This window comes from Candidatus Nitrosocosmicus franklandus (assembly GCF_900696045.1).
GTDB classification, from domain to species: Archaea; Thermoproteota; Nitrososphaeria; order Nitrososphaerales; family Nitrososphaeraceae; genus Nitrosocosmicus; species Nitrosocosmicus franklandus_A.
Genome location: NZ_LR216287.1, coordinates 344,173 through 367,282, shown reverse-complemented (window position 1 = coordinate 367,282; position 23,110 = coordinate 344,173). Strand labels below are relative to the sequence as shown.

Here is a 23,110-nt window from a genome sequence, read left to right as displayed (position 1 = left end):
GTTAATGGATAATTGTAATAGATCGACTTGCACGCAAAGATCGGAGATTATGAAAATGAGCTCAAGTTTGTTAAATCCTGAAGGATTCTTTTTGATCTGTTATTTCCTTCGATTCTCTCGAGTTCTTTTCTTGCGAGTTCCGAATAATTTAAATAGGTATTCTCCATTATGTCGATAAAAATGTTGTTTTGCTCACTTTGTTTGACTAGGATATTGAAAAGCCTTTCTTCATTGTTATAATCAATTATATCATCATGTATCTGGTAGGCAATCCCCAATAGCCTTCCAAAGTTTGCCAACGCATTTATTTGATCTTCATTTCCATTTGCAAGTATTGCTCCAATTTTAGCAGCTGCCTCAAAAAGTGAAGCTGTTTTATTCTCAATCACGTTTATATATTGTTTCTGGGAAATTTTGTGATTCTTCACCAGCCTTAATTCTAACATTTCACCCTCGCTCATTTTTATAGATGCTTTAGATAGTTCGCGCGTTACATGGCTGTTGTTTGTTTTAGCACTAATATTCAAAATTATTCCTAAAATGAAATCTGCTGTTAAGATACTTGCATTATGTCCGTACTTAATATGGAATGCAGGTTGTCCTCTTCTAATATTGTCTGAATCAATTATATCATCATGTATTACGGATTCTGTATGTAATAATTCTATAGCAGAGGACACAGAGAAAATATTATCAGCGACCTTAGAGTTCATTGAACTTATGCTTTTATCAAGAATAGTTTCTGCAGCTAAATTCAGAATTAGGGGTCTTATACGTTTACCACCTTGGCAGGCATATTTTAACGGTAAATAGAACTCTGACCATGAATAGCATTCAATTTCTTTGGATAATGAATCATTTATCTTTTCAATATATTCATTAAACCTCTCAATGAACGGAGTTAATTGGTAATCTCTTTCATTCAACAATAATTCCTAGCCTACATAAATAATCTGACATGAACTTATTAATGCTTGTTTTCAGGAAGTGCTGAGAACTAAAGTTCTGCAAGTTGATAGCGCAATAAAGTTCTATTGATTAGATCATCTAACTGGTTGAATTTAAAAATATTGTGACTAAAGATAGCTTTAGAAGTTTGCTAAAAATTGTAAGGCACATTGATCTTAAAGACCAATATCTTTTATCAACGAGCTTGAAATGCCGTCTTCAGAATCGATTGATACTAAATTGAATACATTTAAATACTAAAGATATAAATCTTTAGCTAATTCCTACCAAGTTTAAATGAGCTCATTTTATGTTTTGAATTCGGATTCCGTTATTGTTAGACGAACAGTTAAGAAAGATATACCTGCAATAGTAAAATTGCAAGAAGAATCCTTTGCTGACCTTGCAAAAATAGGAAATATATGGCATCCAGATGAATTGCGGAGTCACCTAGAAATTTTTCCTGAGGGTCAACTAGTTGCTGAATTGGATGGAGAAATAGTTGGCTCTGCCACTAGTCTAATTGTTGATCTCGTTCCTGAATATGCTAATCACACTTGGAAAGATATCACTGCTGATGGCATGTTAACAACACATACGTACAAAGGGGATAGTCTTTATGGTGCTGATATTTCAACCCATCCTAAGGTGAGACACAAGGGAATCGGACATAAGCTTTATCAAGGACGTAAGGATGTGACAATGAAATTTAATCTTAAACGGATGATTGCTGGAGGAAGGTTATACAATTATTGTGATTATGCTAACGAATTTACACCTTTGGAATACGCTCTTAAAGTAGTAAGATGTGAGATTCACGATCTTGTACTAAGCTTCGATCTAATTAACGGCTTTAGGTTCATAAAGATACTCACGAATTACTTAGAGGATGCTCGCTCACTTAACTATGCTAGCTTTATAGAATGGAAAAACCCTCATTTTAATACAGCGAGTATCAGTTGACCAAGAATAAGGTTTATATCAGTAGACATGGTGACCACAATTCATTGAATCTTCTCTACCAAGCGCATAAGGATTTTTGTTATATAGTAATATGATATTTATTAATCTGCCCTTATGAACATATTTTGAGTCGTTGTGGTATTTCTACAATTTTGTTATTGTTCTGAGGACTAATTCCCTAATCAAAGATTGCAGTGGGGCCATTAGAATTCAGATCTATGGATAATGGAATTTCATGGGAGCTTTTTTTTGCATTTAACAAGTTAGCTGTCTTAAAAATTCCTGACTCGTCAAGGTTAGTTAAGCTGTCATCAACCAAATTCGTATTTAAGTGAAATATTTCCTCTAGTGGTCTTATTACGATCCAAAAAGATATTACATATTTAATGTTGTGAACTAGGTAATTAACTCTAACTATGATCTATAAGATTATCTGAAACTGTTATTATAATCAAATAGTGAGTGAATACCATGGATGCTTATGATTGTATAGTGACTAAATTAGAGGTAAGAGAATTCGATGAAAAAACACAAGTTCCATCTGAGATTCGGTTAAAGATTCTAGAGGCTGCTAGATTGACGGGCAGCTCATTAAATACCCAACCTTGGAGATTTGTAGTGGTACAAAATCAGAATAACCTTGGAAAACTAGCTAATGATAGTACTAGTGGAAAATGGATATCTGCAGCCAATTTCGCAATAATTATAATAACTAATCCTTATTTCCGTTTTCATCTTATTGATGCGGGTAAAGTTGTGCAAAATATGCAACTTGCGGCATGGAATTTTGGTGTAGGATCTGCTTTGTTCACTGGTATGGATGAACAAAAAATCCGAGATGATTTTGCTATACCTGTAGATTACAAACCTGTTATAGTAGTAGGATTTGGATACCCAAAGCGTAAAATTACAGGAAAGACTAAAAAGAAAAATAGGCTACCATTAACTGAGCTAGTTTCTTTTGAAGAATATGGTATTTCAACCACGAATACACACAACTAGTTCAAAAAGGTGACCATCCTTAATCGTATATCATGAATACGGGTCTCATTAATAACAGGATCCAGTCTATTACCTATGTAAATAGATACATCACGATGATATCTATTTACACCCTCATATATTTATCTTCAACAAAAGGTGGTTTTTTATCATAGTGTGATTATAAGATGTAGGTATATCTAGAGCATATAAGAAAATATTTTTAAGCTTTGATGACGAATCTTTATCATGCGACTACGCACGTTTTGTTCTATTACGATAATTCCTACTCTAATATTGATCTTATTCTTGCTCTCTTCTGTTGATAATTACTTGCCTGAAACTCAAATTTATGGTCATTTGGATTCCAAGGAATTAGACCTCCTAAAAGGTTTCTCAAACACCGGTGAAGGATTAACTTTCCAACATCTTAATTTAGTAACGTATCCTCCAGAAGGATAGCCTATCTTGTATAGCTTGATACAATCAGGGTCCGTTAGGCTAAGAATGAGACATTTACACTCCTTCGGAAAAAGGATTTACAAATGAACAAATAGGTCCTAACTTTAATCAATATAAAACTATGTCTTATGATTAAATATATTGATCTTATTTTACAAGATTTCGAGAAAATAAAAAGCTGGATATAAGATGATCCTGTTTTTAAGTCATGAATCCAAAGAAACATACTAAAGTATTTGTTTTTTCTTTAATAATAACTACAGTCATATTTTTCAATAAACAGCGTATTCATGGCAACTTATGATGGTTTCTTGGGATTTGATTTTAACCTCAGATATGATAACCGCATAAGGAATTCCCAAAATACATTTCAGGGGGACCATTGTTATTCTCCTGACGCAAGTATTGTAAACTCATGTAATTCTGGATATTCGCATTAAACTAATTATTGGAATTAAATGATTTTTTAATAATCTCAAATTTCATATTCTGAAAAATAGATTGTCTCAATTAGTATTAGATGGTTATACTCAAACACTATAAAGAATTAAGATACAATTTAGTGGACTAGAATTAGACGTGATTCTGTCCAATGGCAAAAAATTAATGAATGGGTATCAAGAAACCTTTTGTCATACTATAATAATATTATGACCAAAATTTTATTATATGGTTTTTTGCTACATGCTGGTAGAATTTTCTTATAGATCAAATTTTTAATATAACTCTCTTGAACGCATAATTATTGATGATAGTATTTTTAAAGTAATGGCGTCATCTCTCTTAAGGAGCTCTGAAAGGCACAAACGATTGGTAACTGAATGTAATTATTTGTTATTAAGACTTCCAATTAATGACTACATTCTTCATGACATGGGTCTCAGGATCGTTGTTCGAGAACAAGAGCGACCAGTGCGCAATGGGTTGGAAGAGTCCAAAGAAATCAAAATTGAGGGATTATCGACTGGCCCGATTGATTATTGGGATGATTTTAAGCTAGAGAAATTTTATTCAAAATTAACTTTAATCTTGATGAACATTTATGAAACCCATGCAATGCGTACTAAATGATCAACATTTGATCATTAAAATTCTTTTAGTTACATCTCTTTAAGTTTTTATCAAGCCAGTAAAAGAACTTTTCAATTTAGGAATTTTATTGAACTAAGGATATTATCTTTTAAATAATTGTGGTTGTTGATAAAACCACTCAACCCATCATCACCTACGGATAAAATGCGTATGATATAAGTGTTATTTTCATGATTTATTTCGGCCACTGTTTGCGCGTTAAACAACTCTCCTCTCTCAATCTGTCCGCCAACTGTAACGAAGCTTAATTTTTCTCCATCAATTGCAGTTTTATTTAATGAATTCTCTTCATAAGTTACTAATTCAAATTCCTGTTCTAACCCTGACATTGTCAAGTTCATGGATTGTTCTGTTATGGGCAATCGCTTATCTAAACAAGAAACCGTGATATTCATATTTAACGAATCAGGATCTTTGTTATCTTTGGTGATGAATATTTGAAAAGTTCCGCTGGAAGCTTGTGATATCTTGTCTTCCATGTAGGGATGCATCAGTGAAATCGCACAACTTTCATTTTCATATAATTCCCATGATGGCTGGGCAATAGCCAGTGAAATATTTATAGATATGAGCAAAAAGGAGAATGTTGAGAATAAATAATATGATTTCAAATCCATATCATTTAGCCATGAATGATATAGATATATTTTATCATAAAAGTTAGGATTTTTTCTTAAGGATACACTATATCTGATCTGCCGTAATTACAATTCATCGTATTTGTAAATTGGCGAAAGAGACCAATAGTTATGCGGAAATCTTTTTTGAAGAATCAATACAATAAGAAATCTGGATTATTTTATAGTTCTCTTCTCGAGTTACTATATATTCGGTCCATCAAATTTAAAATTATGTTCTTAGTTTCTAGTTATGACACGGGTAAGATGTAGATATTCCTACATCGTCTTTTTTCACATTGCTAACGATGTTTTGCTCTACCAAAAATCTGCTTGTAGTATGTTCATTACCTTTTTACTATAATGATAGATTCGCTTGGCAGGTTCGGATCCATGAAGTCTTGCCATACTTTAATCTGCAAATACTAGACAATAACTACCTGGGTCGTTTCTAAAGTTATGAAGGATTAACAGAGAGCAAGTAAGGTATTTGCAATTAAATGCAATGAGTACTAAAAAAGCATTGAATAGTTTTGCTCGTTCCTTTCATTATCCACTACCATAACTGATAGAGGTGTGGGCATGCTTACAACTGTAATTGAAAGTATTTAAATATATAGACATGGAGCTTGAAATTCTGAATAGTTCCTCCCATGAATGATAATACTGTTTAGGTCAATAAATTGTCATTAGGTGGTATATTATGTCATAACTGATTCATACTGGTGTTATCCACCGTAATTACATTACTTTGACTGCAAAAATAATTGGGTCGCAGATGAGGCTTTATTTAGACTTTACACCTTGTCTTGCAATCCCTTTTCTAGTATTTTGGTCAATAGCCTTAAAACTTCGTTCATCTTAGGGTGCTTATCCATATGGACGAGCTATTATAGATCTAGTCTTTGCATTGGCTGGTCAAATTATCATTTATCTTATGAATAGTAAAGAATTTAAAAACTCTTGCAAATCTGCTTACAAAACTAAAGCACTGTTGGTTTTGTATTATTCGTCTTGATATCTGTATGTGATCGCTTCTCAAATAATTGGCCTGTGTGGACTATAAAAAGCATAAATCACAAAATATAATAATGAATTTAATTTGTCCAAATTGCTCCTCTCAAATGAGAATTAGTAGTAGAATGGGTGTAGAAATAGATCAATGTCCTAGTTGCAAAGGAGTGTGGTTAGACAGAGGAGAACTGGAAAAGTTAACTAGAATTCAGGAGAGATATGAAGATGATCACTTTAGGAAGTGCCATGATGGGATGGATTATGATGATGATTATTACCATAGAAGAAAGCTAAAAAAAAGGGCTTTTTAGGCGATCTATTTGACTTTGATTGATATCTTCCATCAAGTAATTCAATCACTACCTAACTAGCATTGCTATTGATTTAATTACCAAAATTGAGAAACCCAAATAGCATGTTTAACAATCTATCTATTATTGAGCCTGATTGTTCTTGCTGAGTCTGTAGTGAGATACTGCTTTGTTTACTTTTATCCTGGTTGGCTTCTGGAATTTGATTAGCGTTGTTTGAAGATTGAGCCTGCTGTTGTTGTTGCTCCTGAGTTAGGTTTTGTTGATTACAGAAGGATTCTACGTTGATAATATTAGACCTGGCTACGATAGAACATAGCTCAGATAATGCTTGATTGGCATTATAATCGTGCTCAAGTTATTACATATGTTTACTGTTTGATCTAGTCCTGCAAGGCCCACAATGAGGCTATTATCCTGAATGAGTTGACAGATGGAGTTTACTGGAGAATTAGTAATTTGAGCCTGCTGATGAAGTTGCTGTAGTTCTTGCTGTCCAATAGCCATATTTTCACTTAATGTCAAAGGAATCAAAAGCAATGCTAGAAATAAAAGCGATATTCGAAAATCCTTCAAACTGGTGACTATACAGTACAACATACACCATATGATCATTTTGTTTTAATATATCTACCCGTTTAGGAATTCTAAATATTATAAACAATCTTACTTACAACAACATACAGATATACTTTCATTATTTGATTGACTTTTTTATCAGATCTTAAATGATTATTTATTCTGTGTTATTAATTTTGGTAATCAACACCTTTTCCACCTTGGAATGGTTTTGATTAAATATCTCTTAGTAACTTTCATGCGCTACTAAGGTAGCGCTGCTATTGATATGAAGTACTAAGAACCTATCCCAAAATTCGATAGAAATATAGCTCCTTATCTGTCTTGGTAAACCGTGATCTGTGTCCAGACTAAGGAAGACAAAGCAAAACACACCCTTCCTACTATCAGAAGGATTCCCGATGAATTATGGGACGAGTTTAAGAAGATACTGCCTAAAGAAAAGCCTCCAAAAACTGTGGGTAGACCGATTATTCCATATAAACAAGTACTGGATGGGATCCTTTACGTTCTTAGAACGGGGTGCCAATGGAAGATGCTTCCAAAAGAATATGGTTCAGGTTCTACCTGTCACAGGAGATTTCAGGAGTGGAATAAACTGGATGTATTTAAAAATGCATGGATCAAACTATTGAAAGATTATGATGATAAAATTGGTCTCAACTGGACGTGGCAATCCATAGACAGTATATCCATAAAGTCATCTTTAGGGGGGCCAAGACTGGAAATAATCCCACAGACAGGAGCAAACTAGGCACAAAAAGACACATTTTGACAGAGAAGAAAGGTATTCCTCTATCGGTTGTAATTTCACCTGCTAGCACTCACGACATCAATCTGGTAACAGATGTAGTCGATAATACAGTAATAAAAAGACCAAAATCATTATCCAGATCGAGACGACGACGACGACGATTACAACATCTGTGTCTTGATAAGGGATACAAATCTGCAGAGGAAGAACAGGAATTAATCAAACGAGGATATGTTCTGCACATTCCAATCAAGAAGAAAAAAGGGAAGAAAGGTGAAATTGGCAAAGAAATATCAATGCCAAACCGTAAGAAATATTCTTCCAAGAGATGGGTTGTAGAGAGAACGAATTCATGGCATAACAGGTTTAGGAAACTCTTCACACGATATGAAAAGAAGGATGAAAACTATCTTGGTCTAGCACAGTTCTCTTGTAGTATAATCATCTATAGAAAGTTAATTTTGGGATAGGCTCTAAATTAATAATAACAAATTCTCCATTAGGGACAACCTACCTACATTCACATCCAAAATTTTATTGTTAGCAGTTGTGTAACAGGAATTAACTAGATACTAATGGATATTTTGTTTTCGCTATCAATTTTAGGTTGTGACCCTACTTAATGAAGTTCTAAGAGAAAATCAAGTCCAGTAAAATGTACCTACGCGATGAATTCTTCATTTAAATCCTCATAGTGCCCTACGATAGATGCTCCTGCTGTTTTTTTCAAGAAGCTCGTAGAGCATATGCTCTAGCCATATAATTGTTAAATTCTTCTACACTCATTAGAAAATTAAAACTCTAGAATTTCGTTGATAGACGGTAAAAGGACCAGAAACAATCCTGTTAACTATCTTATAATGTTATTTTCTGAATCAAATAAAGTGATGTTAATTCTTATATCTACTACGTTTTCAGTAGAATTATTTTGCACAGGTCCAATAACCGAAGTTAAACCTGTAGCATTCTCTCTTCCTTACCTTTTGGAATATCGGTCATGAATATTTCATATACTGCACGAGGAGAAAATAATATTAAATTCTCATCTTTCTGAGAATAGATTAAAGATGGTGATGATGATGTGAAACTTAATAGTGGAAACATTGACAGAATAGACTGAATTTAATAAAAATATTAGATTTATTTGGGAGCAAGGATGATGATATTTTTTGCCCTATTTAACAATTAAGTATATCTTGGTATTAAGATCTTGTATGTTTTACCTATTGGATTACCTGAACTACAACATGCTATATTGGTGACTTGCTTTTAACAAAAGCCCAAAAGCCTTAATAGGCCTTTGGGCCAACATGATGGAGATTTGCAGGAGGTAAAAGAACTAGAGGACTCACGGGTTCGAAGAAAACCGTGAGAGACAAGTGATCAGAACCATGATGATGAGACAAGAAGTCTCGGGTCTGGCCACTTCAATACGTGAACTTGATCCGCTTCTCATTGACGAGACGAAAAACCAGTTCACACATTGATACATGTCAGTCAGACATGTATAATCATATTTCGTCAAATACAGTAATAAACCTTAGGAAATAGGTAACAAATTCAAATAATATGATATCCTTTCGATCATGAATTTGGCGCAATTTCGACATTACATCTTATTTATTATTCGATAAAAATGCTCTCTTACATCGAATTTGGATAAGCCATGAAATTACGTCCATTTGACAATAAACTAAATAATTGTCATATTATATAGTAACAGTAATATCTTGTAACAGGAAGAGTAGACGATAGAATTGTAGCGTTACTAGTATACTACAATATTCGATTTATTCGCCATAATAATCTTATAAAAGTAACGATAAGAAGAAAACTTTGACTTTGTACGTAATTTAGAAAAACAAAAAGATTGGATACCGAATACGGTTACACAATAAAGTGGATGTCCAATAGGGTGAGACATATTTCAATTTACAGGTCTTAGCCTTAATATCTGAAATAACATCTATATCGTCTGGTCTACAGATAAGGGAACACCTAGCAGCAACGGCGAGGTTATGTTTAGGGCTATAAAAATGGCGGGGTTACATTTGGAGACAAGATTAATCCTGGTAATTCAAGTATTACAGCCTCTATAGATGCAGAAATTTCAGTAGAAGGAGATACAGGCGTTATCACTTGAGGGGAACGAGCAAATGCAACGTACTCAGAATCTATAGCTAAAATCAGTGCAATAAGCAGGGTCACATTTAAACCTTTGGTGGTACTCAGTTTTAACGGTAATGTTAACTACAATGGTACTGTAAGAATAGAAGAGAATCGATAGGAACTTGTACCAGCAATATTTCATTTTTTTTATAATTTCAGAACAAAAATATCATCTTCTTGTGACTCGGATAGATCTCGTTTGGTACCTATTCGCATACAAATGGTATGATTCAGCAAATATGTATTGAACGTCTAGTTCATCACATTTGACTGTCAGATTGGACATTCATCTAAATATTCTTGCCCGATTTTGCTATCATATTCAAGCACTCTTGTTTATGCTATCAATTTCCATTCTTCAGCATTGATTTTTGTATATATCTTACACACCCTGCATTTCCAATGTAAATCCTCATCCGTACGCCTATTCTTCCATAGGGTGTCAACATCAACTACTGCAAACGCGCCATCACCTTCTTTTGAGATTTTTGTCTTCTATATTGTCCTATTGTTATGTATTAACCTATGATTATCAAATAATTGACTATAGATCTTACTCCAACGTTGATAATTAAATCAACCTAATTCCATTACCCAATGGATTGGGTCATGTGACTTTGGTGTTCTGTGCCATGGCCAAACCATATCGGGATGAAAAATACTATGCAATTTTTAAATATCTTGTCGATTCCATGCTTCTGTTTCTCTGTTTATTATTTCTCTAATTTTTGATTCTATCTTCACGATAGAACACATGCGACTATAACAATTTACAAGAAAGATAAGTGTTATTAAATGACTAATTGCTTAGCTAGTAATTTGACGAATATATTATTATTTTATCACCAAACAATTCATCTCCGAAAAAATGATAGAACATTTTATAGACCTATGAATCTACTTTATCTAGTCAACGGTCTGAAAAGGATGAGATAAACAGCTAATGTAAAGAATGATTTCTAGCTGTTCTCATAAATATCATAACTCTAAGGACTAAGTCAGAAAGCTGCACAGAACTATTCTTCCCAACCATAATGGCGTTACTTATGGAATAGAATGTTAAAATTAAATAAAGGGTTTTGTTGACAATTACTAGTTAGAATAATTTGGTTATAAAAAAAGTCCAAAAATCCATTGAGCCTTTTGGACGATGTGATGGAGGATGCAGCTGAGGGAGTGTACCAGTGATACAATAGCCTTATGAAATTATTGGAGATGTGATTGTTCCTAGCGTTTTGTGTTTAAAAATGAGATGTATACTTTATAATGTTTCACTGTGGATACAATTTAGTTCCAAACAGTAACGCGGATAATGAATTTTACGAAGGAGAAAAAGGAATGTTACTGATTATTTGATTTTTTGATACGTTGTCTTGGTTGAGACATACTTGATTAATCAAATAATCCATCGGTGTTATTTTCGATTCTATTAGTTTTCCGAAATTATAAAAGTTAGCAAGGTTTTGTCTATAAACATTGAATCTATTCATTTTTAATTATGCTTAAAAAAAATAAAAACCTCAAAGATCAAATAATGGGATTCCGATACTGAATTATTTATAAGATGCCGAATTTGTCACAAGGGTCTTGCCTCTACATATATTCACATTAGTGCCAAAGAATCCTTTAAAAATATGGATCTTTACTGTATCACTTTTGATATCTATTATTCTCCTGATTTGTCAAAACAGTATACTGTTGTTATTCAAGACTCCGAAACGTAGCGTTCGATTTGAAGTTAAGTAAATAACGACAATAAAGGAAAAGGAACTTAATTATGAAAATTTTTGGCTATGTTAATTAAATGTCCAAATAGGAAGCCCTGCAGGGCTTCCGCGCCAAGTTCCCTCATTTTAGACCTATACAATATGTTATAATGAAATTTGTGCAAATGCATTAACTTCACTTGTATGTGATTTTATGAGCCTATGAACAGCTTTTCTTTCAGCTACGGTTGCTTTATGCAACTTTCTAAATTGGGATCAAGTATCTAAAGGAACTGTTGTAAAATAAGAACGCTTGTGGCCAAAGATTCTATTTAATATGACAACTACAAACTTACCATTTTGTATTATATGTAAATTTTCACAATTACATCCAGACAAATTATTACATATGGGAGTTTGATGGGAGTGTGTTATTTCCTCCCCTCTTAATCCAGAAAAGAATGCAAACTTTACTAGTAGTCCAATGGTCCATCAATTTTCAGAGTATTATCAATCATAGCAGTCTTAGATCTAAAATCAGTTCCCAATAGCGAGGGTCGTAGACCTGAGCGGTTATTACTATCGTTTTTGATTATAATACTCTATTACATTTACACAAAGATCAAATAGTATATGTTTATTTTTATTGTAATTGGCCAGATGTTCAAAATGTCAAAAGGGGCTTCATACTACCTACATTAGGCTTGGTCCTAAAGCCGTGTTTACAAAACTAAGCTATTATTGCATTAACTGTAAATCGTATACGGAAAATCCGTATACGGAAACAAAACCGTATACTGAAAATAACTCTCAGGCCTTTCGAGGAGCCCAAAAACAAGCACAAAATAGAATGCTCCGGCCGGGATTTGAACCCGGGATCTGCGACTCGAAAGGCCGCAATGCTTGACCGGATTGTGCAGCATTTTATGCTACTACACCACCGGAGCTTCAAACTGTTTAATTTGGAGATATTATAAAATCCTTTTTATTTTGGATCTCACAAATTGCAATATGTTATATGGCTGCGGCTTTTGTGATGATGACAGCTTAGATAAAGAATGTCCAAAATCTAAAATATCTCTATCGTATTAATCCTAAATCCAAGACGGAAAATTCAAGTATCGGTGTCTTCTTAATAAAGCATTGAGCAAGCGACTAGAACCGCCACAGATCGATTCGGATATTATTGTGTCCAAGTTGAATGAAAATAGTATACGATTTTTGGAGGAGGCTTTGGATGATACAAAGAGATATCTTACGTTATTAACGATAAAAAAGAATAGCCGAAGCAAGGATAAATTTGGATGCAGAGTTATTTGTCAAGATTGTGAGTTATCAGAATGCGAAGTCTTGCAACCGTTTGGCTACAACAAACCGAAAAAGATTCAATGTAAAAAATGCAATTATGTATACTTTGACATGTGAATAGATGAGTTTCTATCATTGGTAAATTCAAATTGATCTTAATTTTGGTTTTATTAGGATAATCATATGCTGAGTTTGTTTTTCGTCAAGACGATTTAAAAAATTAACTATTATAAAAGAAGTTTAGTTTTTGTTCTAATTATAAAGCTATACCCAAAGCTCCCACTACAATCAGTATTACACCAATTATTCCCAACACGATCCCAAGTATTCTTGCAATTTTAGTAACTATGGGTGGTAACATGCCTGCTACTGCATACAATATCGCTCCGATAACTAAGAGGATTATTCCGCCAACTAAGCTCATACTTAATCTTGTTATTTAACATACCATATTAAATACATAGGAAGAGTTTAATAATATGTGATCAGATGTTATTTATAATCCATCGAATTATTAGGTTTATTCTTTCTCAGATCGATAACTGCTGCTTCTGAAATCAAGGCTTCATTGGATGGGTTTTATTTCATATCTAGATTATGATATTTTGCAGAGATTGCATAAATTCATGATGTCTTGTCAAAACTTTTCATTATGGCCCTATTAGAAATTGATTATGTTACTTGCTTGGTCATAAAAAATCACAAGATATTGGGAAATTAACATAAGAAAACAACATTCATTCCTATCTTTTTCAATCGTAAGACCCATGTAGTCCAACAAATATGGTCAAATTTTATTTTAGAAACGAATCATCCTATGAACAATTAACTTTTGCTAGAAATTACAACTGATCTTAATTTTTTGCATAAATCAATACAAGCTCCTACCTGCAGGTTTCTTGAAAATGGTGTGAAAATGGATATTATTAACAGATACAATCGTGATGTTACGTTATCAATTGATTGAATCACATTTTCGATAATTAATGTTGTTAATAACTTGGTTTCCAAGAGTCTACAGTCAATAACTGTCTCAAGATAGATTCACAAGTAATCTTTTTTATAATTATAGTTGTCTGTTATTATGGAACAAATTAGACCTTTTGGATGTATGGCTTAATTAGACAGGGCAAGTTTTATGGTTGATTGAATCGAAATCTAGCATTTTTCAAACATTTTTTATATATCTATTGATAGCTAAATTTGCTGGATTATCTTAATCAAACTCAAAACACCTTACTCAGAAAGCAATGTATCACTTTAATCTGCACTAGTTTGCGTTGTTGTATCTAATCAATTTGAATCCCGAAGGTTTTATTTAGATCCGAATTTCCAAGATAATATATACACTACACAATATTTATTATCTGAAACATACTCAAATATATTATGAGCCTCTTAATTGATCTAATAAATACAGAGATTGAGAAACATAGTTTGTTGAAGCATAGATTTTACCAGCTTTGGCAGGAAGGTAAATTGACCTTGGATCATCTGGCGGGTTACTCGAAGGAATACTACCAATTGGTAAAAATAGTTCCAGAGATGGTTCAGTATACTTTAAATAATAACTCTGACCCTCACAGTGGAAACTTGATCAAAACTACACTAAGAGAAGAAAATGAACATGTTGAACTTTGGAAAAAATTTGCCTCTTCATTGAATGTGAGCGCTGAGGATCTGAATAATTACTCTCCAGATTCTCTTACGACTAAAGCGATAGATAATTTATTGAAACTTTGCACTTCTTCCTTTATTGAAGGTGTTGCTGCAATGTATGCTTTTGAAAAAGAGCTTCCAAAAATAAGTGAAACAAAGAGTCATGGGTTGAGAAAGTTTTATGGTCTTCATGAAGCAGCAGCACACGAATACTTTGACACCCATAAAGAGGTTGATATATACCATGCCAAGATATGGGAAAATATCTTGAATAATTGTCCAGAGGATATACAGGAAAAAGCATTGAATGCAGCAAAAAATTCTTTGAAGGCCCAAAATGAGTTATTAGATGCTGTTCAAAAAAGATATGTGGATGGAACCCTCGTTCATACTGAACAATAAGCAAAACCTTTATACATTCATTTCAATGCTTAACTAGAATGAAAGGGCCCATAGCTTAGCCTGGTAGAGCGACCGGCTCATAACCGGTAGGTCAGGGGTTCAAACCCCCTTGGGCCCATTTTAGATTAGAATCCCCCCTAAATTCATGTTTCTTGTCATCAATATCTTAAATGGTAACTGAATGAATATGTGGAATATAGTAAAATATGATTTATTTGATTAGTATGATTATTGTAACGTCTTAGATATTAGTTTTAAATTTTTTTCAGCTGTTTGCCTCATCAAATAAATCATGGGCGAATTTGAGAAGTCACTTAACGATTTATGATACGAATGAGATTAAATTGCATTAAGGATAGTTCGTATTACATTAATCTGTTGAACAAGATGAAAACCCAGAAGTTAGAGTTATGGTCTCACAATAGATACGGAAATTATGTTCGCAAAATTTTAGTTATTTAATCGATTTATATTTGCTTATTGTAGACTTTAATATATTACGGTTTGCAACCCATTAATATGGAGAAGACAAATGAAAATTCGTCCTTTAGAGTGTTGGCAACTCTTGAGGCAAAAAGTGAATCAAGACAAGAGTTAATGGATTTTTTAGTTTCTTTGGTTATACCTGCAAGGAAAGAGGAAGGCAACATTTCTTACGATCTGTACCGTTCAACTCAAAATCCGAACGAGTTTCTCTTCGATGAAGTCTGGCGTACTAAAGGTGACTTTGATAGACACTATGATAGTTTAAAGTCCCAAAATAATCGTGAACGAGTTAGAGGATTGTTGGCTAAACCTCTCGAAATCAACACATATCTGCGTGTAACCGAATAAGCGAATCGATCCACCAGAATTTAAATAATCTGTACCAGATCAAATCAAGATTTACTTAACTATCGATGGTGGTAATGTAATCTTATATATAAAAAGGAAAATATGAGTATGATTCTCAAAAGCGGCTTTTGAATAAAAGAGTGAATCAGAAGGTCCGATAATTAGACGCTACAGGTTTAGTATGTGGGTGTCCTATGTAAAATTATGAAAATCCTTAATAATTTTTAACAATTAAAATCTACGGTCAGAATCCTATTAGTGAAATTATCATAGTAAATTGTAGAATAAGTTAAATGGTTTTTCTTTGTTTATTTTGCATGAAGGCTGAAATCAAGAAACTTCCAATACCTTCAATGATTTTTACTTTCGTTACGATAATGATAGGTGCATCTTTTGAACACACACCTATCTCTTATGGTCAGGCAGTAGACTTGATCCCGATTCAAAGTGGAAATGCTACGTTGGATAAAGGATTGCCAGAATTTTATGATTGTATAGATGATAAAATAGATGAAAGTAAAGGGGTAGGAGTTGATCCATACTTTGAAAAGGAACCTACTAAACATGAGGTTAGTACTTGTTATAATGAAGTATTTAGCGCTAATACCGAGGTAGAATCAAACGACGACACTGAGGTAGAATCAAACGACGACACTGAGGTAGAATCAAACGACGACACTGAGGTAGAATCAAACGACGACACTGAGGTAGAATCAAACGACGACACTGAGGTAGAATCAAACGAAAATTCGATACACCGTGATATTGAAAGGTTCAATTCTCTGTTCGGAGTAATGGGGTAAGGGATAGATAATGGTTTGGACTCTTAACAAAAGACTCTTGACAGTCACTTGCTTGGCATTTTTGCTGATAATTATCGCACAGGTAACGATAGTTGACACAGCAAACGCATTGACTAGATATTTCAATTGTGTTACAAGAGTTGCTAATCATAACTCAACATTTACCATAGATAATGCCGAAGCATGCTACGACAAGGTATTCAAGGGAGCGCTAGACAACGATAGGTATGGAAATCCACTGGAGAATAAGTAGTATTGAGATCTTAATGATCGCGATATATACCTAATTTTTAGGAAGCAAGATTCCATTAAGCGACTGCAATTCGTTTTGAATAGTAAACAACTAATCTTTTTTTATATTTACTATTGATATTTTATTTTAAAAATTCTGATAACCTTGGTTCAATAATTAGAATTCCCGCATGTTTTATTTACATGGGATATGCAAGATTAATCTTGATCTTTATTAAGGAATTAAAATTGGATCGAAGGGTTATGATCTATTTGTTAAGTTGATACTGTTCACATATCATATCAAAAATCTCACTCGTGTATCTACTACTTTCTAGCATAAGCTGAAGAAAACAATCTATACCTTTTTTGATTATTGTATTCTTAAATATGACAACAGGATCTTTTTATTCATTCAAAAAAAGCCTCCTTGTTACTTATAAACAGTATGTATGAACTTACTATGTTTTTTATTTTAACCATGAATTAGGATTATCTCAGTGTAACGTTCATCAACCTAAGGCCTAGACGTAACAATATAAATCTTGAAGGGAGCAAGACCTGATGTTTTTGATATTGAGTTTATGCTTAAGTAAATGCAGACACAATCTAATATAGTTTGGGCGCATACTATGTCTGAGTAATCCATGGTTGATATCATTTATGGAATGGGTACTACTGATATCATTAGAGATTTTCCTGCAATTTTTAACATGTTGTTAAAGTATATATCCATAAGACTGCTTAAATCTAAGCCGTTTATTTACGGTTCTGCTGACATCATCAATGTTTGCAACCTTCATTGTTCTCATTGTTATAGGTGGAAAACTAGGAGAAACGAAAAAGACGAACTAAGTGTAGAAGATTGGAGAACAATAATCAAAAATACGTTTAAGAAGCATCATGTATACTTTGTTACTCTTGTCGGCGGAGAACCGTTGTTAAGAGAAGATATTATCAGAACTTTCTGTGATGAGATGCCTAGGCGTATATGTGTGGTTACAAGTGGAACTATTCCACTGCCCAGATTGCCCAACCTCTATTTTTATTGGGTTTCACTTGATGATACTGCTCAGATACATGATAGTATACGAGGCAAGGGAGCATATGAAAAAACAAAGAAGAACATATTAAATTATACAAAAGGACCAGATAGAAATGGTAAACCCTCCTAGAAGGATATTTGGATTACTATGACTATTAATTCATTGAACTACAAGACGATTGAGGATTTAGTATCAGAATGGAAAGGAGTGATAAATAAGATTGGTTTCCAATTCCACACACCTTTTGGAGATAATGATCGCCTGCGGCTACCGTATGGTAAAATCAGGAATCAGGTTGTAGACACTTTGATACAATTACAGAGGAAGTATCCTGATTTCATAATGAATACACAAAGGCAACTTGAGCTCATGAAAGGATCGTGGGGAGGGGGTGTTAGCAATACGCCAATTGATTGCCCTTTTTGGGCTATTCTATTGCTGGATCATAAAGGCCAAACTAAACATCCATGTTGTATAGGCAGTTCTGATCCTAACGCAATAAAACCCATTTGCGAAAAGTGTGGTATTGGATGTTATTCTATACTGGTTGCACAGGGTTTTAAAAACGAATAGAAAGGGAAAGTAAAATTTGAGATCTGTATATGCCTTTGCTAGATTTGACGAGTGTCAGTAAATTTAACGGATAAAGCTTTACAAAAGAATGCATAAAAGGCAATAGACTGTTGATTGTAACAATTATGGCTATGATTGCTGATTTATGGATGTTGGAAATTCACTTTGCAAATTAATTAGCGATGCTGGTAATAATACAAAAATTAGGTTTGGTACAGGGATGATGTATATAGCAATTTAATTGGCCTAAACTCTGCGGTAACGGTGGAATATGTGGTTGTATGAGTTAGGCATGGGGAATTGAATTAAAAGAACTAATGCACTGATTTTAGCTGGTTTAAGATCCATTATAGTAGTAATAAGCAAAGTCCATGCTACTATCTGTATTTCGACGTATTGAAGTGGCCTACCTTCTTTTTCATCCTGATCTGATATACTCTAGAAAATGATTTGTTTTATTGACTTTTAAATTTTCTTTAATCCTGAAGTATATTTCATGTTTTTCTAACTTATGTTTATAGGTTGAGATGCATGAGGATAATACATCCAGAAACATCTTTACTTCAGCTGGAGATCTGCTGTTGGCAGGCGTTCTTTGCAGTCAAACTTTTATGACCATTAAGTTAGTGGTTATCCTTAACCAGCTAAATTATTATAAACCATTTTCGAAGATTAGAGCAATGAGCCCTACAGACTCCTTGAGAAAAGATCATGTGCTTATTGAGAAAATGATAAATGCACTTAGAACTATGTCAACGCTATTACGTAACGGGAATTCAATTCCACCGACTATACTAGAACAAACCATTGAGTTTTCAACTAATTTTACTAATACATGTCATCATGGGAAGGAAGAGGAATCATTATTTCCTTCTTTAGAGAAGAATGGGATGCCTAAGGAAGGAGGTCCAATAGCCCGTATGTTGTATGAACATGAGATAACAAAGACTCTCACCGATAATCTTAGAAAATCCGCAGAACTATACATTTCTACGCATAAGAGCGAAGAATTACTAAGTGATATTGACAAATACATAAATCATGTGACGCTTCATCTTGCTAAAGAAAACCAGAGATTATTTGTCATGGCGGACATGTTGTTAGCCGGTCAGGATGAGACAGTCACGAATGACTTGGAAAACATCGAACAGGTTAAGTTAAATTCATCTAAGAAGACACGTAAGTACTATGAGGATCTGGTAGAGAGAATTACCTTACAGGAAAATTCTTTGTAACAGTTTTGACTTTTACAATATTCATTAAAGTATTTTCCTATTTTTGGTTCTTAGTTAGAATATCAAACAAAAGCTCAAGCTTCAAACGAATGATTTTATGATATATCTGAGAAGGAATCGATCCCTTGGTGTTGCATTACGGAATTATAATTGATCATTTTCAAAACTTGTTCTAGTATAGACATGTTGTTCAGAAATCTGATGAGCCTCGACTAAATAATTACTACTTTTTTGATGTTAATTTTTGATGTTAAGAATAAAACAAATCATCATTCTAAATTGATTCAAATATTACCAATAGGAACGATCATTTCGGTGACTTTGTTCTATCGTTTAGCGATCACATTCAAAGCGATCGTAGAAAGTTGTTCAGGGTCGATTTATAACGAAGAAATATAAGTTAAAGTTATAGTGAAAATCCAGAAAATATCATGATTGGCGAATCATATAAAAGTAATCTATCCATGTAGATTATAGTGTATTACTAGGCGCTGTTGCGAGAGATACAAATAATGAAGACTTTTGGAACAGAAGTAGCGACTAAATGATATCAATGGAGAACTGACTTTCCTCCAAAGCCTGTTCTAATATTAGTATTCGTTCTCTAATCTCATGAGGATAAAAATAATTCAACGACAAAATGGAATCAAAATGTGAAAAAAATAACAGTCAGTGAATTCCTGCTTCTTTTATTTTAGGATATTGATACCAGCTTGGACCATCCTTTAGTGGCACAATGTTAAGTTTTTTCCTGACTTCGTCAATCGGCATTTCAACCATCTCCTCAAATTTCACTGGGAATAACGGTTTCGCTTCTCGGGCCATTTTTATTCCCTTTGCCAAGGTTTCAAAAACCGTCGAAGACTGTATTTTCTCGGATTGAGGAATATTGGCGAGGCCCGGAAAACAAGCTGCGCCAACAGCTACAAGATCAATAAGCATAAATGCGGGGTAGGAATACTGGGTGACATTTAGTGCTATAACTCCAATTTCACCTATGGCCATATTAAAACCACTGATTGTATGATAAAGATCATGTGTTTTTCTTACTCTCATCGTCACATAGTCAGAATCATTTTCTAATGAAGGTCTATCTCTTGCTCGATAAAAGTGCGGTTCGAATCCCATTGTTTTCATTAAAAACGCATAATTGTAACCCAACGATTCCTTTGGAAGCTTTAACAATTCATCTAAATTATATTCTGGTCCCATGTATCTTTCCTCAAACATTTTTGCAGATTCTGGATCTTCTTTGAGACGTTCTATACAATTTTTCATCCATATCGTGTCTCTAAACCCGTCTTCAAGATCGAATACAGTATCTAATTTGCCACGATTTGTTACCAAATGTTTTATCATTCCACCTAGGAGCTCAATATTCTCTACCTTGCTCATTAAATCCATATAGCCCATATCATAAAGGGAAAGCACATACTAATTAAAATGCATTTAGCAATTACTTTGGGTTGATTATCCACTAGACTAAGATTAATGATAGAATCATCAAATATCTCAATAGTCGCTTTTTAATTATTGACTAGTGGCGTTGGTACTAATTATAAAAATCGAAATTTTAGTTTCCAAACCTTTACATGATAATTTACATCTTATTTGGAGTTATTTACTCTGATATATAAGCTCCCTAAGACAATTCATTGATATTTTGACTTTTGTCAAATTTACGTTTGGTTTTGTCTGGATAATCTCTAATTCTAGAGGATTACATTAATGCTCGATCCATTCATCTTTTAATCTAATTGAATTCAGGCCCTAAAGGAGAACAGATCTAATAGCACACTGGTTGCTTCCGTTTTTACATGAACTCTTTACCCTCGTATAGATAAAGTATACGTGAGATAGACAACAATGCCTTTACCTTGGCAAATATTTCATAAGTAGTCTATTTTTGCGACAAAATTTATGGTGATCTGAATGCTATCCTCGGAAAATTCTACTATAAGTCTTATCTAATGACGATTATGATACGAGTTGATGTGGAGGTCCAGATTATAACCTACATATGTCTGATGATTATCTTTACCTAGATTTTAGGTAGTGCCGAAGACGTACGAATCTACGATCAAATCTTTCATCCTTTCAATAGAAAATGAATATCCAGATACGCAAAATACTGTTTATAACAAATCATAGTCAAAAGCAATAATTCAATCTAGAATTGATTCGTTTTATTAAACTGATTAGAAATCCCTTTCGCATCTATATATCACCCAAATGCCTTTAATACGATGATGCTTTGTAAATGATGGGGTGGGTTCAGAAAAATATCATATTTGCAGGAATTGTGGTCATCTCAGAATTTCTCATAAATTTCTTCAGAAAATAGAAGATCATCATTGTTACATATGCCAATGTATTCAATTTCGAGGATTTGATATAAAGAAGTGAGACACTAGATTTTATGAGAATTTGAGTTATTTACTTATGATTTCCTCTTATTGTCAGTTCTATTATTTCCGGTTTATGACTGCAAAAATTGAAAAAATTATATATTCAAATAAGAATAACGAGCCGAGTTAGTCAAAGTCAAACAGGTCGCCAAAAAAACTCTTCTTTTTGTGCTTTCGTCTGTAGTAGTAGTCATCGTCGTCATCATAGTCTCTTCCATAATGGTATTTACGGTAGTGATCATCGTTGTATTTATTTTGCATGCTGGTGATTTTTTCCAATTCTCCTCTATCTAGCCAAACCCCTTTGCATCTGGGACAATGATCTATTTCAACTCCGTTTTTATTACTTAGCATCATTTCGGTCGAACAATTAGGACATCTTAAGCTCATTATTTGGAGATATTTTTTAATCTATATAACTTTGCAGCCGTATCGCACTGGACTTCATTCCGTGTTTATGACATTATGGATATCGTTTTAGTGAAAGGTCTGACGAGACTTCTTTTTCTCTAAAATTGAAGACAATGTTGATTAGAAGTAGTTATCCCCAAGTTTAAACCTGTGATCGTAGTACAAATCTTAGGGGCTTTAAATACGGTTAAATTTCATACATGATCTTCGAGAATGACAACTTATTCGATTCGGTACAGTCCCTTTCCAACATCTTAACAATACAATTTTGGTTGCAAATTAATAAAGTTAAACTTTTACCATCATTAGAGATAGCATGTAACTTTCTACATAATATGTTGCTATGGTTAGATGCGAATCTTTGTTTTTACTACTAATAAACCAAAAGTTAAAAATACCTTATTCTGTTTGTTTTTGGTAAGTAGTATGTTACTGTTTCCTTATATCTTAACACATTTCGATAATAAATTACTTGACTGCGTTCTTTGATCATAGTGGTGAACATATTAACAATCAGTGAAAGTAATGCTCGAGTACATCACAATAGATAATTTTTTCGATCTTGGTCATATCTGTTCTGTATCCAGGTTCAAAGTAATCTTGT

At 33.5% G+C, this 23,110-nt stretch carries 21 protein-coding genes and 2 tRNA genes; 14 read left to right on the top strand and 9 right to left on the bottom strand.

What is annotated here, in order from left to right; all coding sequences use genetic code 11:
• Positions 1-47: 47 nt before the first annotated feature.
• A complete protein-coding gene (locus tag NFRAN_RS01615; protein ID WP_232037909.1) occupies positions 48-926 on the bottom strand; it encodes a polyprenyl synthetase family protein in 879 nt (292 codons plus the stop codon).
• A 319-nt stretch (positions 927-1,245) separates the two neighbouring features.
• Here NFRAN_RS01615 and NFRAN_RS01610 point away from each other — a divergent pair, with 319 nt between their 5' ends.
• Positions 1,246-1,911: a GNAT family N-acetyltransferase gene (locus tag NFRAN_RS01610; protein ID WP_134482781.1), complete on the top strand. Its 666-nt coding sequence runs from the start codon at positions 1,246-1,248 to the stop codon at positions 1,909-1,911.
• Between the two features lie 178 nt (positions 1,912-2,089).
• Here the strand turns inward: NFRAN_RS01610 and NFRAN_RS13505 are convergent, their stop codons facing one another.
• On the bottom strand, positions 2,090-2,230 hold the full coding sequence (locus NFRAN_RS13505) for a hypothetical protein (protein ID WP_172602036.1): 141 nt from the start codon (positions 2,228-2,230) through the stop codon (positions 2,090-2,092).
• Positions 2,231-2,382: 152 nt separating this feature from the next.
• Between NFRAN_RS13505 and NFRAN_RS01605 the strand changes: the two genes are divergently transcribed.
• The 3 genes from NFRAN_RS01605 (at position 2,383) to NFRAN_RS01595 (ending at position 4,425) form a co-directional block, all read left to right on the top strand.
• On the top strand, positions 2,383-2,913 hold the full coding sequence (locus tag NFRAN_RS01605) for a nitroreductase family protein (protein WP_134482780.1): 531 nt from the start codon (positions 2,383-2,385) through the stop codon (positions 2,911-2,913).
• Between the two features lie 228 nt (positions 2,914-3,141).
• Positions 3,142-3,354 carry a hypothetical protein gene (locus tag NFRAN_RS01600; RefSeq protein WP_134482779.1) on the top strand — a complete coding sequence of 71 codons (213 nt, stop codon included), beginning with the start codon at positions 3,142-3,144 and terminating at the stop codon, positions 3,352-3,354.
• Between the two features lie 768 nt (positions 3,355-4,122).
• A complete protein-coding gene (locus NFRAN_RS01595) occupies positions 4,123-4,425 on the top strand; it encodes a hypothetical protein (RefSeq protein WP_134482778.1) in 303 nt (100 codons plus the stop codon).
• A 71-nt stretch (positions 4,426-4,496) separates the two neighbouring features.
• Here the strand turns inward: NFRAN_RS01595 and NFRAN_RS01590 are convergent, their stop codons facing one another.
• A complete protein-coding gene (locus NFRAN_RS01590) occupies positions 4,497-5,057 on the bottom strand; it encodes a hypothetical protein (protein ID WP_145987985.1) in 561 nt (186 codons plus the stop codon).
• 1,130 nt (positions 5,058-6,187) lie between these two features.
• Between NFRAN_RS01590 and NFRAN_RS01585 the strand changes: the two genes are divergently transcribed.
• Positions 6,188-6,388, top strand: coding sequence for a zf-TFIIB domain-containing protein (locus NFRAN_RS01585; RefSeq protein ID WP_197731084.1), 201 nt, complete (start codon positions 6,188-6,190; stop codon positions 6,386-6,388).
• A gap of 303 nt (positions 6,389-6,691) precedes the next feature.
• On the opposite strand, the gene NFRAN_RS01580 is transcribed toward NFRAN_RS01585, so the two are convergent.
• Positions 6,692-6,913, bottom strand: coding sequence for a hypothetical protein (locus NFRAN_RS01580; protein ID WP_172602034.1), 222 nt, complete (start codon positions 6,911-6,913; stop codon positions 6,692-6,694).
• Between the two features lie 439 nt (positions 6,914-7,352).
• Here NFRAN_RS01580 and NFRAN_RS01575 point away from each other — a divergent pair.
• Positions 7,353-8,191, top strand: a protein-coding gene (locus NFRAN_RS01575) for an IS5 family transposase (RefSeq protein WP_134485554.1) whose coding sequence is annotated in 2 segments (ribosomal slippage) — positions 7,353-7,686 and positions 7,686-8,191 — 840 coding nt in all. Because the reading frame shifts where the segments join, the coding sequence is not laid out codon by codon here.
• 1,558 nt (positions 8,192-9,749) lie between these two features.
• Here the strand turns inward: NFRAN_RS01575 and NFRAN_RS01570 are convergent.
• The 3 genes from NFRAN_RS01570 to NFRAN_RS13500 all read right to left on the bottom strand — a co-directional run bounded on the left by NFRAN_RS01570 (position 9,750) and on the right by NFRAN_RS13500 (position 13,328).
• Positions 9,750-9,929 carry a hypothetical protein gene (locus NFRAN_RS01570; RefSeq protein ID WP_134482775.1) on the bottom strand — a complete coding sequence of 60 codons (180 nt, stop codon included), beginning with the start codon at positions 9,927-9,929 and terminating at the stop codon, positions 9,750-9,752.
• 2,518 nt (positions 9,930-12,447) lie between these two features.
• Positions 12,448-12,543, bottom strand: a tRNA-Glu gene (locus NFRAN_RS01565).
• Positions 12,544-13,160: 617 nt separating this feature from the next.
• Positions 13,161-13,328 (bottom strand): hypothetical protein, encoded by a 168-nt coding sequence (locus NFRAN_RS13500; RefSeq protein ID WP_172602033.1) that lies wholly within the window; start codon positions 13,326-13,328, stop codon positions 13,161-13,163.
• 965 nt (positions 13,329-14,293) lie between these two features.
• On the opposite strand from NFRAN_RS13500, the gene NFRAN_RS01560 reads away from it, so the two are divergent.
• The 8 genes from NFRAN_RS01560 to NFRAN_RS01530 all read left to right on the top strand — a co-directional run bounded on the left by NFRAN_RS01560 (position 14,294) and on the right by NFRAN_RS01530 (position 19,687).
• Positions 14,294-14,965 carry an iron-containing redox enzyme family protein gene (locus NFRAN_RS01560; RefSeq protein ID WP_134482774.1) on the top strand — a complete coding sequence of 224 codons (672 nt, stop codon included), beginning with the start codon at positions 14,294-14,296 and terminating at the stop codon, positions 14,963-14,965.
• Between the two features lie 44 nt (positions 14,966-15,009).
• Positions 15,010-15,083, top strand: a tRNA-Ile gene (locus tag NFRAN_RS01555).
• Between the two features lie 401 nt (positions 15,084-15,484).
• Positions 15,485-15,799 (top strand): putative quinol monooxygenase, encoded by a 315-nt coding sequence (locus tag NFRAN_RS01550; protein WP_134482773.1) that lies wholly within the window; start codon positions 15,485-15,487, stop codon positions 15,797-15,799.
• Positions 15,800-16,116: 317 nt separating this feature from the next.
• A complete protein-coding gene (locus NFRAN_RS01545; RefSeq protein WP_134482772.1) occupies positions 16,117-16,602 on the top strand; it encodes a hypothetical protein in 486 nt (161 codons plus the stop codon).
• 10 nt (positions 16,603-16,612) lie between these two features.
• On the top strand, positions 16,613-16,855 hold the full coding sequence (locus NFRAN_RS01540; protein ID WP_134482771.1) for a hypothetical protein: 243 nt from the start codon (positions 16,613-16,615) through the stop codon (positions 16,853-16,855).
• 625 nt (positions 16,856-17,480) lie between these two features.
• Positions 17,481-18,008 (top strand): radical SAM protein, encoded by a 528-nt coding sequence (locus NFRAN_RS14205; protein ID WP_232037908.1) that lies wholly within the window; start codon positions 17,481-17,483, stop codon positions 18,006-18,008.
• 18 nt (positions 18,009-18,026) lie between these two features.
• Positions 18,027-18,452, top strand: coding sequence for a hypothetical protein (locus NFRAN_RS14200; protein WP_232037907.1), 426 nt, complete (start codon positions 18,027-18,029; stop codon positions 18,450-18,452).
• 527 nt (positions 18,453-18,979) lie between these two features.
• A complete protein-coding gene (locus NFRAN_RS01530) occupies positions 18,980-19,687 on the top strand; it encodes a hemerythrin domain-containing protein (RefSeq protein ID WP_232037906.1) in 708 nt (235 codons plus the stop codon).
• Positions 19,688-20,356: 669 nt separating this feature from the next.
• Here NFRAN_RS01530 and NFRAN_RS01525 read toward each other — a convergent pair.
• Both NFRAN_RS01525 and NFRAN_RS01520 read right to left on the bottom strand, forming a co-directional pair.
• A complete protein-coding gene (locus tag NFRAN_RS01525) occupies positions 20,357-21,100 on the bottom strand; it encodes a Coq4 family protein (RefSeq protein WP_134482770.1) in 744 nt (247 codons plus the stop codon).
• A gap of 1,121 nt (positions 21,101-22,221) precedes the next feature.
• Positions 22,222-22,485 carry a zf-TFIIB domain-containing protein gene (locus NFRAN_RS01520; RefSeq protein WP_134482769.1) on the bottom strand — a complete coding sequence of 88 codons (264 nt, stop codon included), beginning with the start codon at positions 22,483-22,485 and terminating at the stop codon, positions 22,222-22,224.
• Between the last annotated feature and the right edge of the window lie 625 nt (positions 22,486-23,110).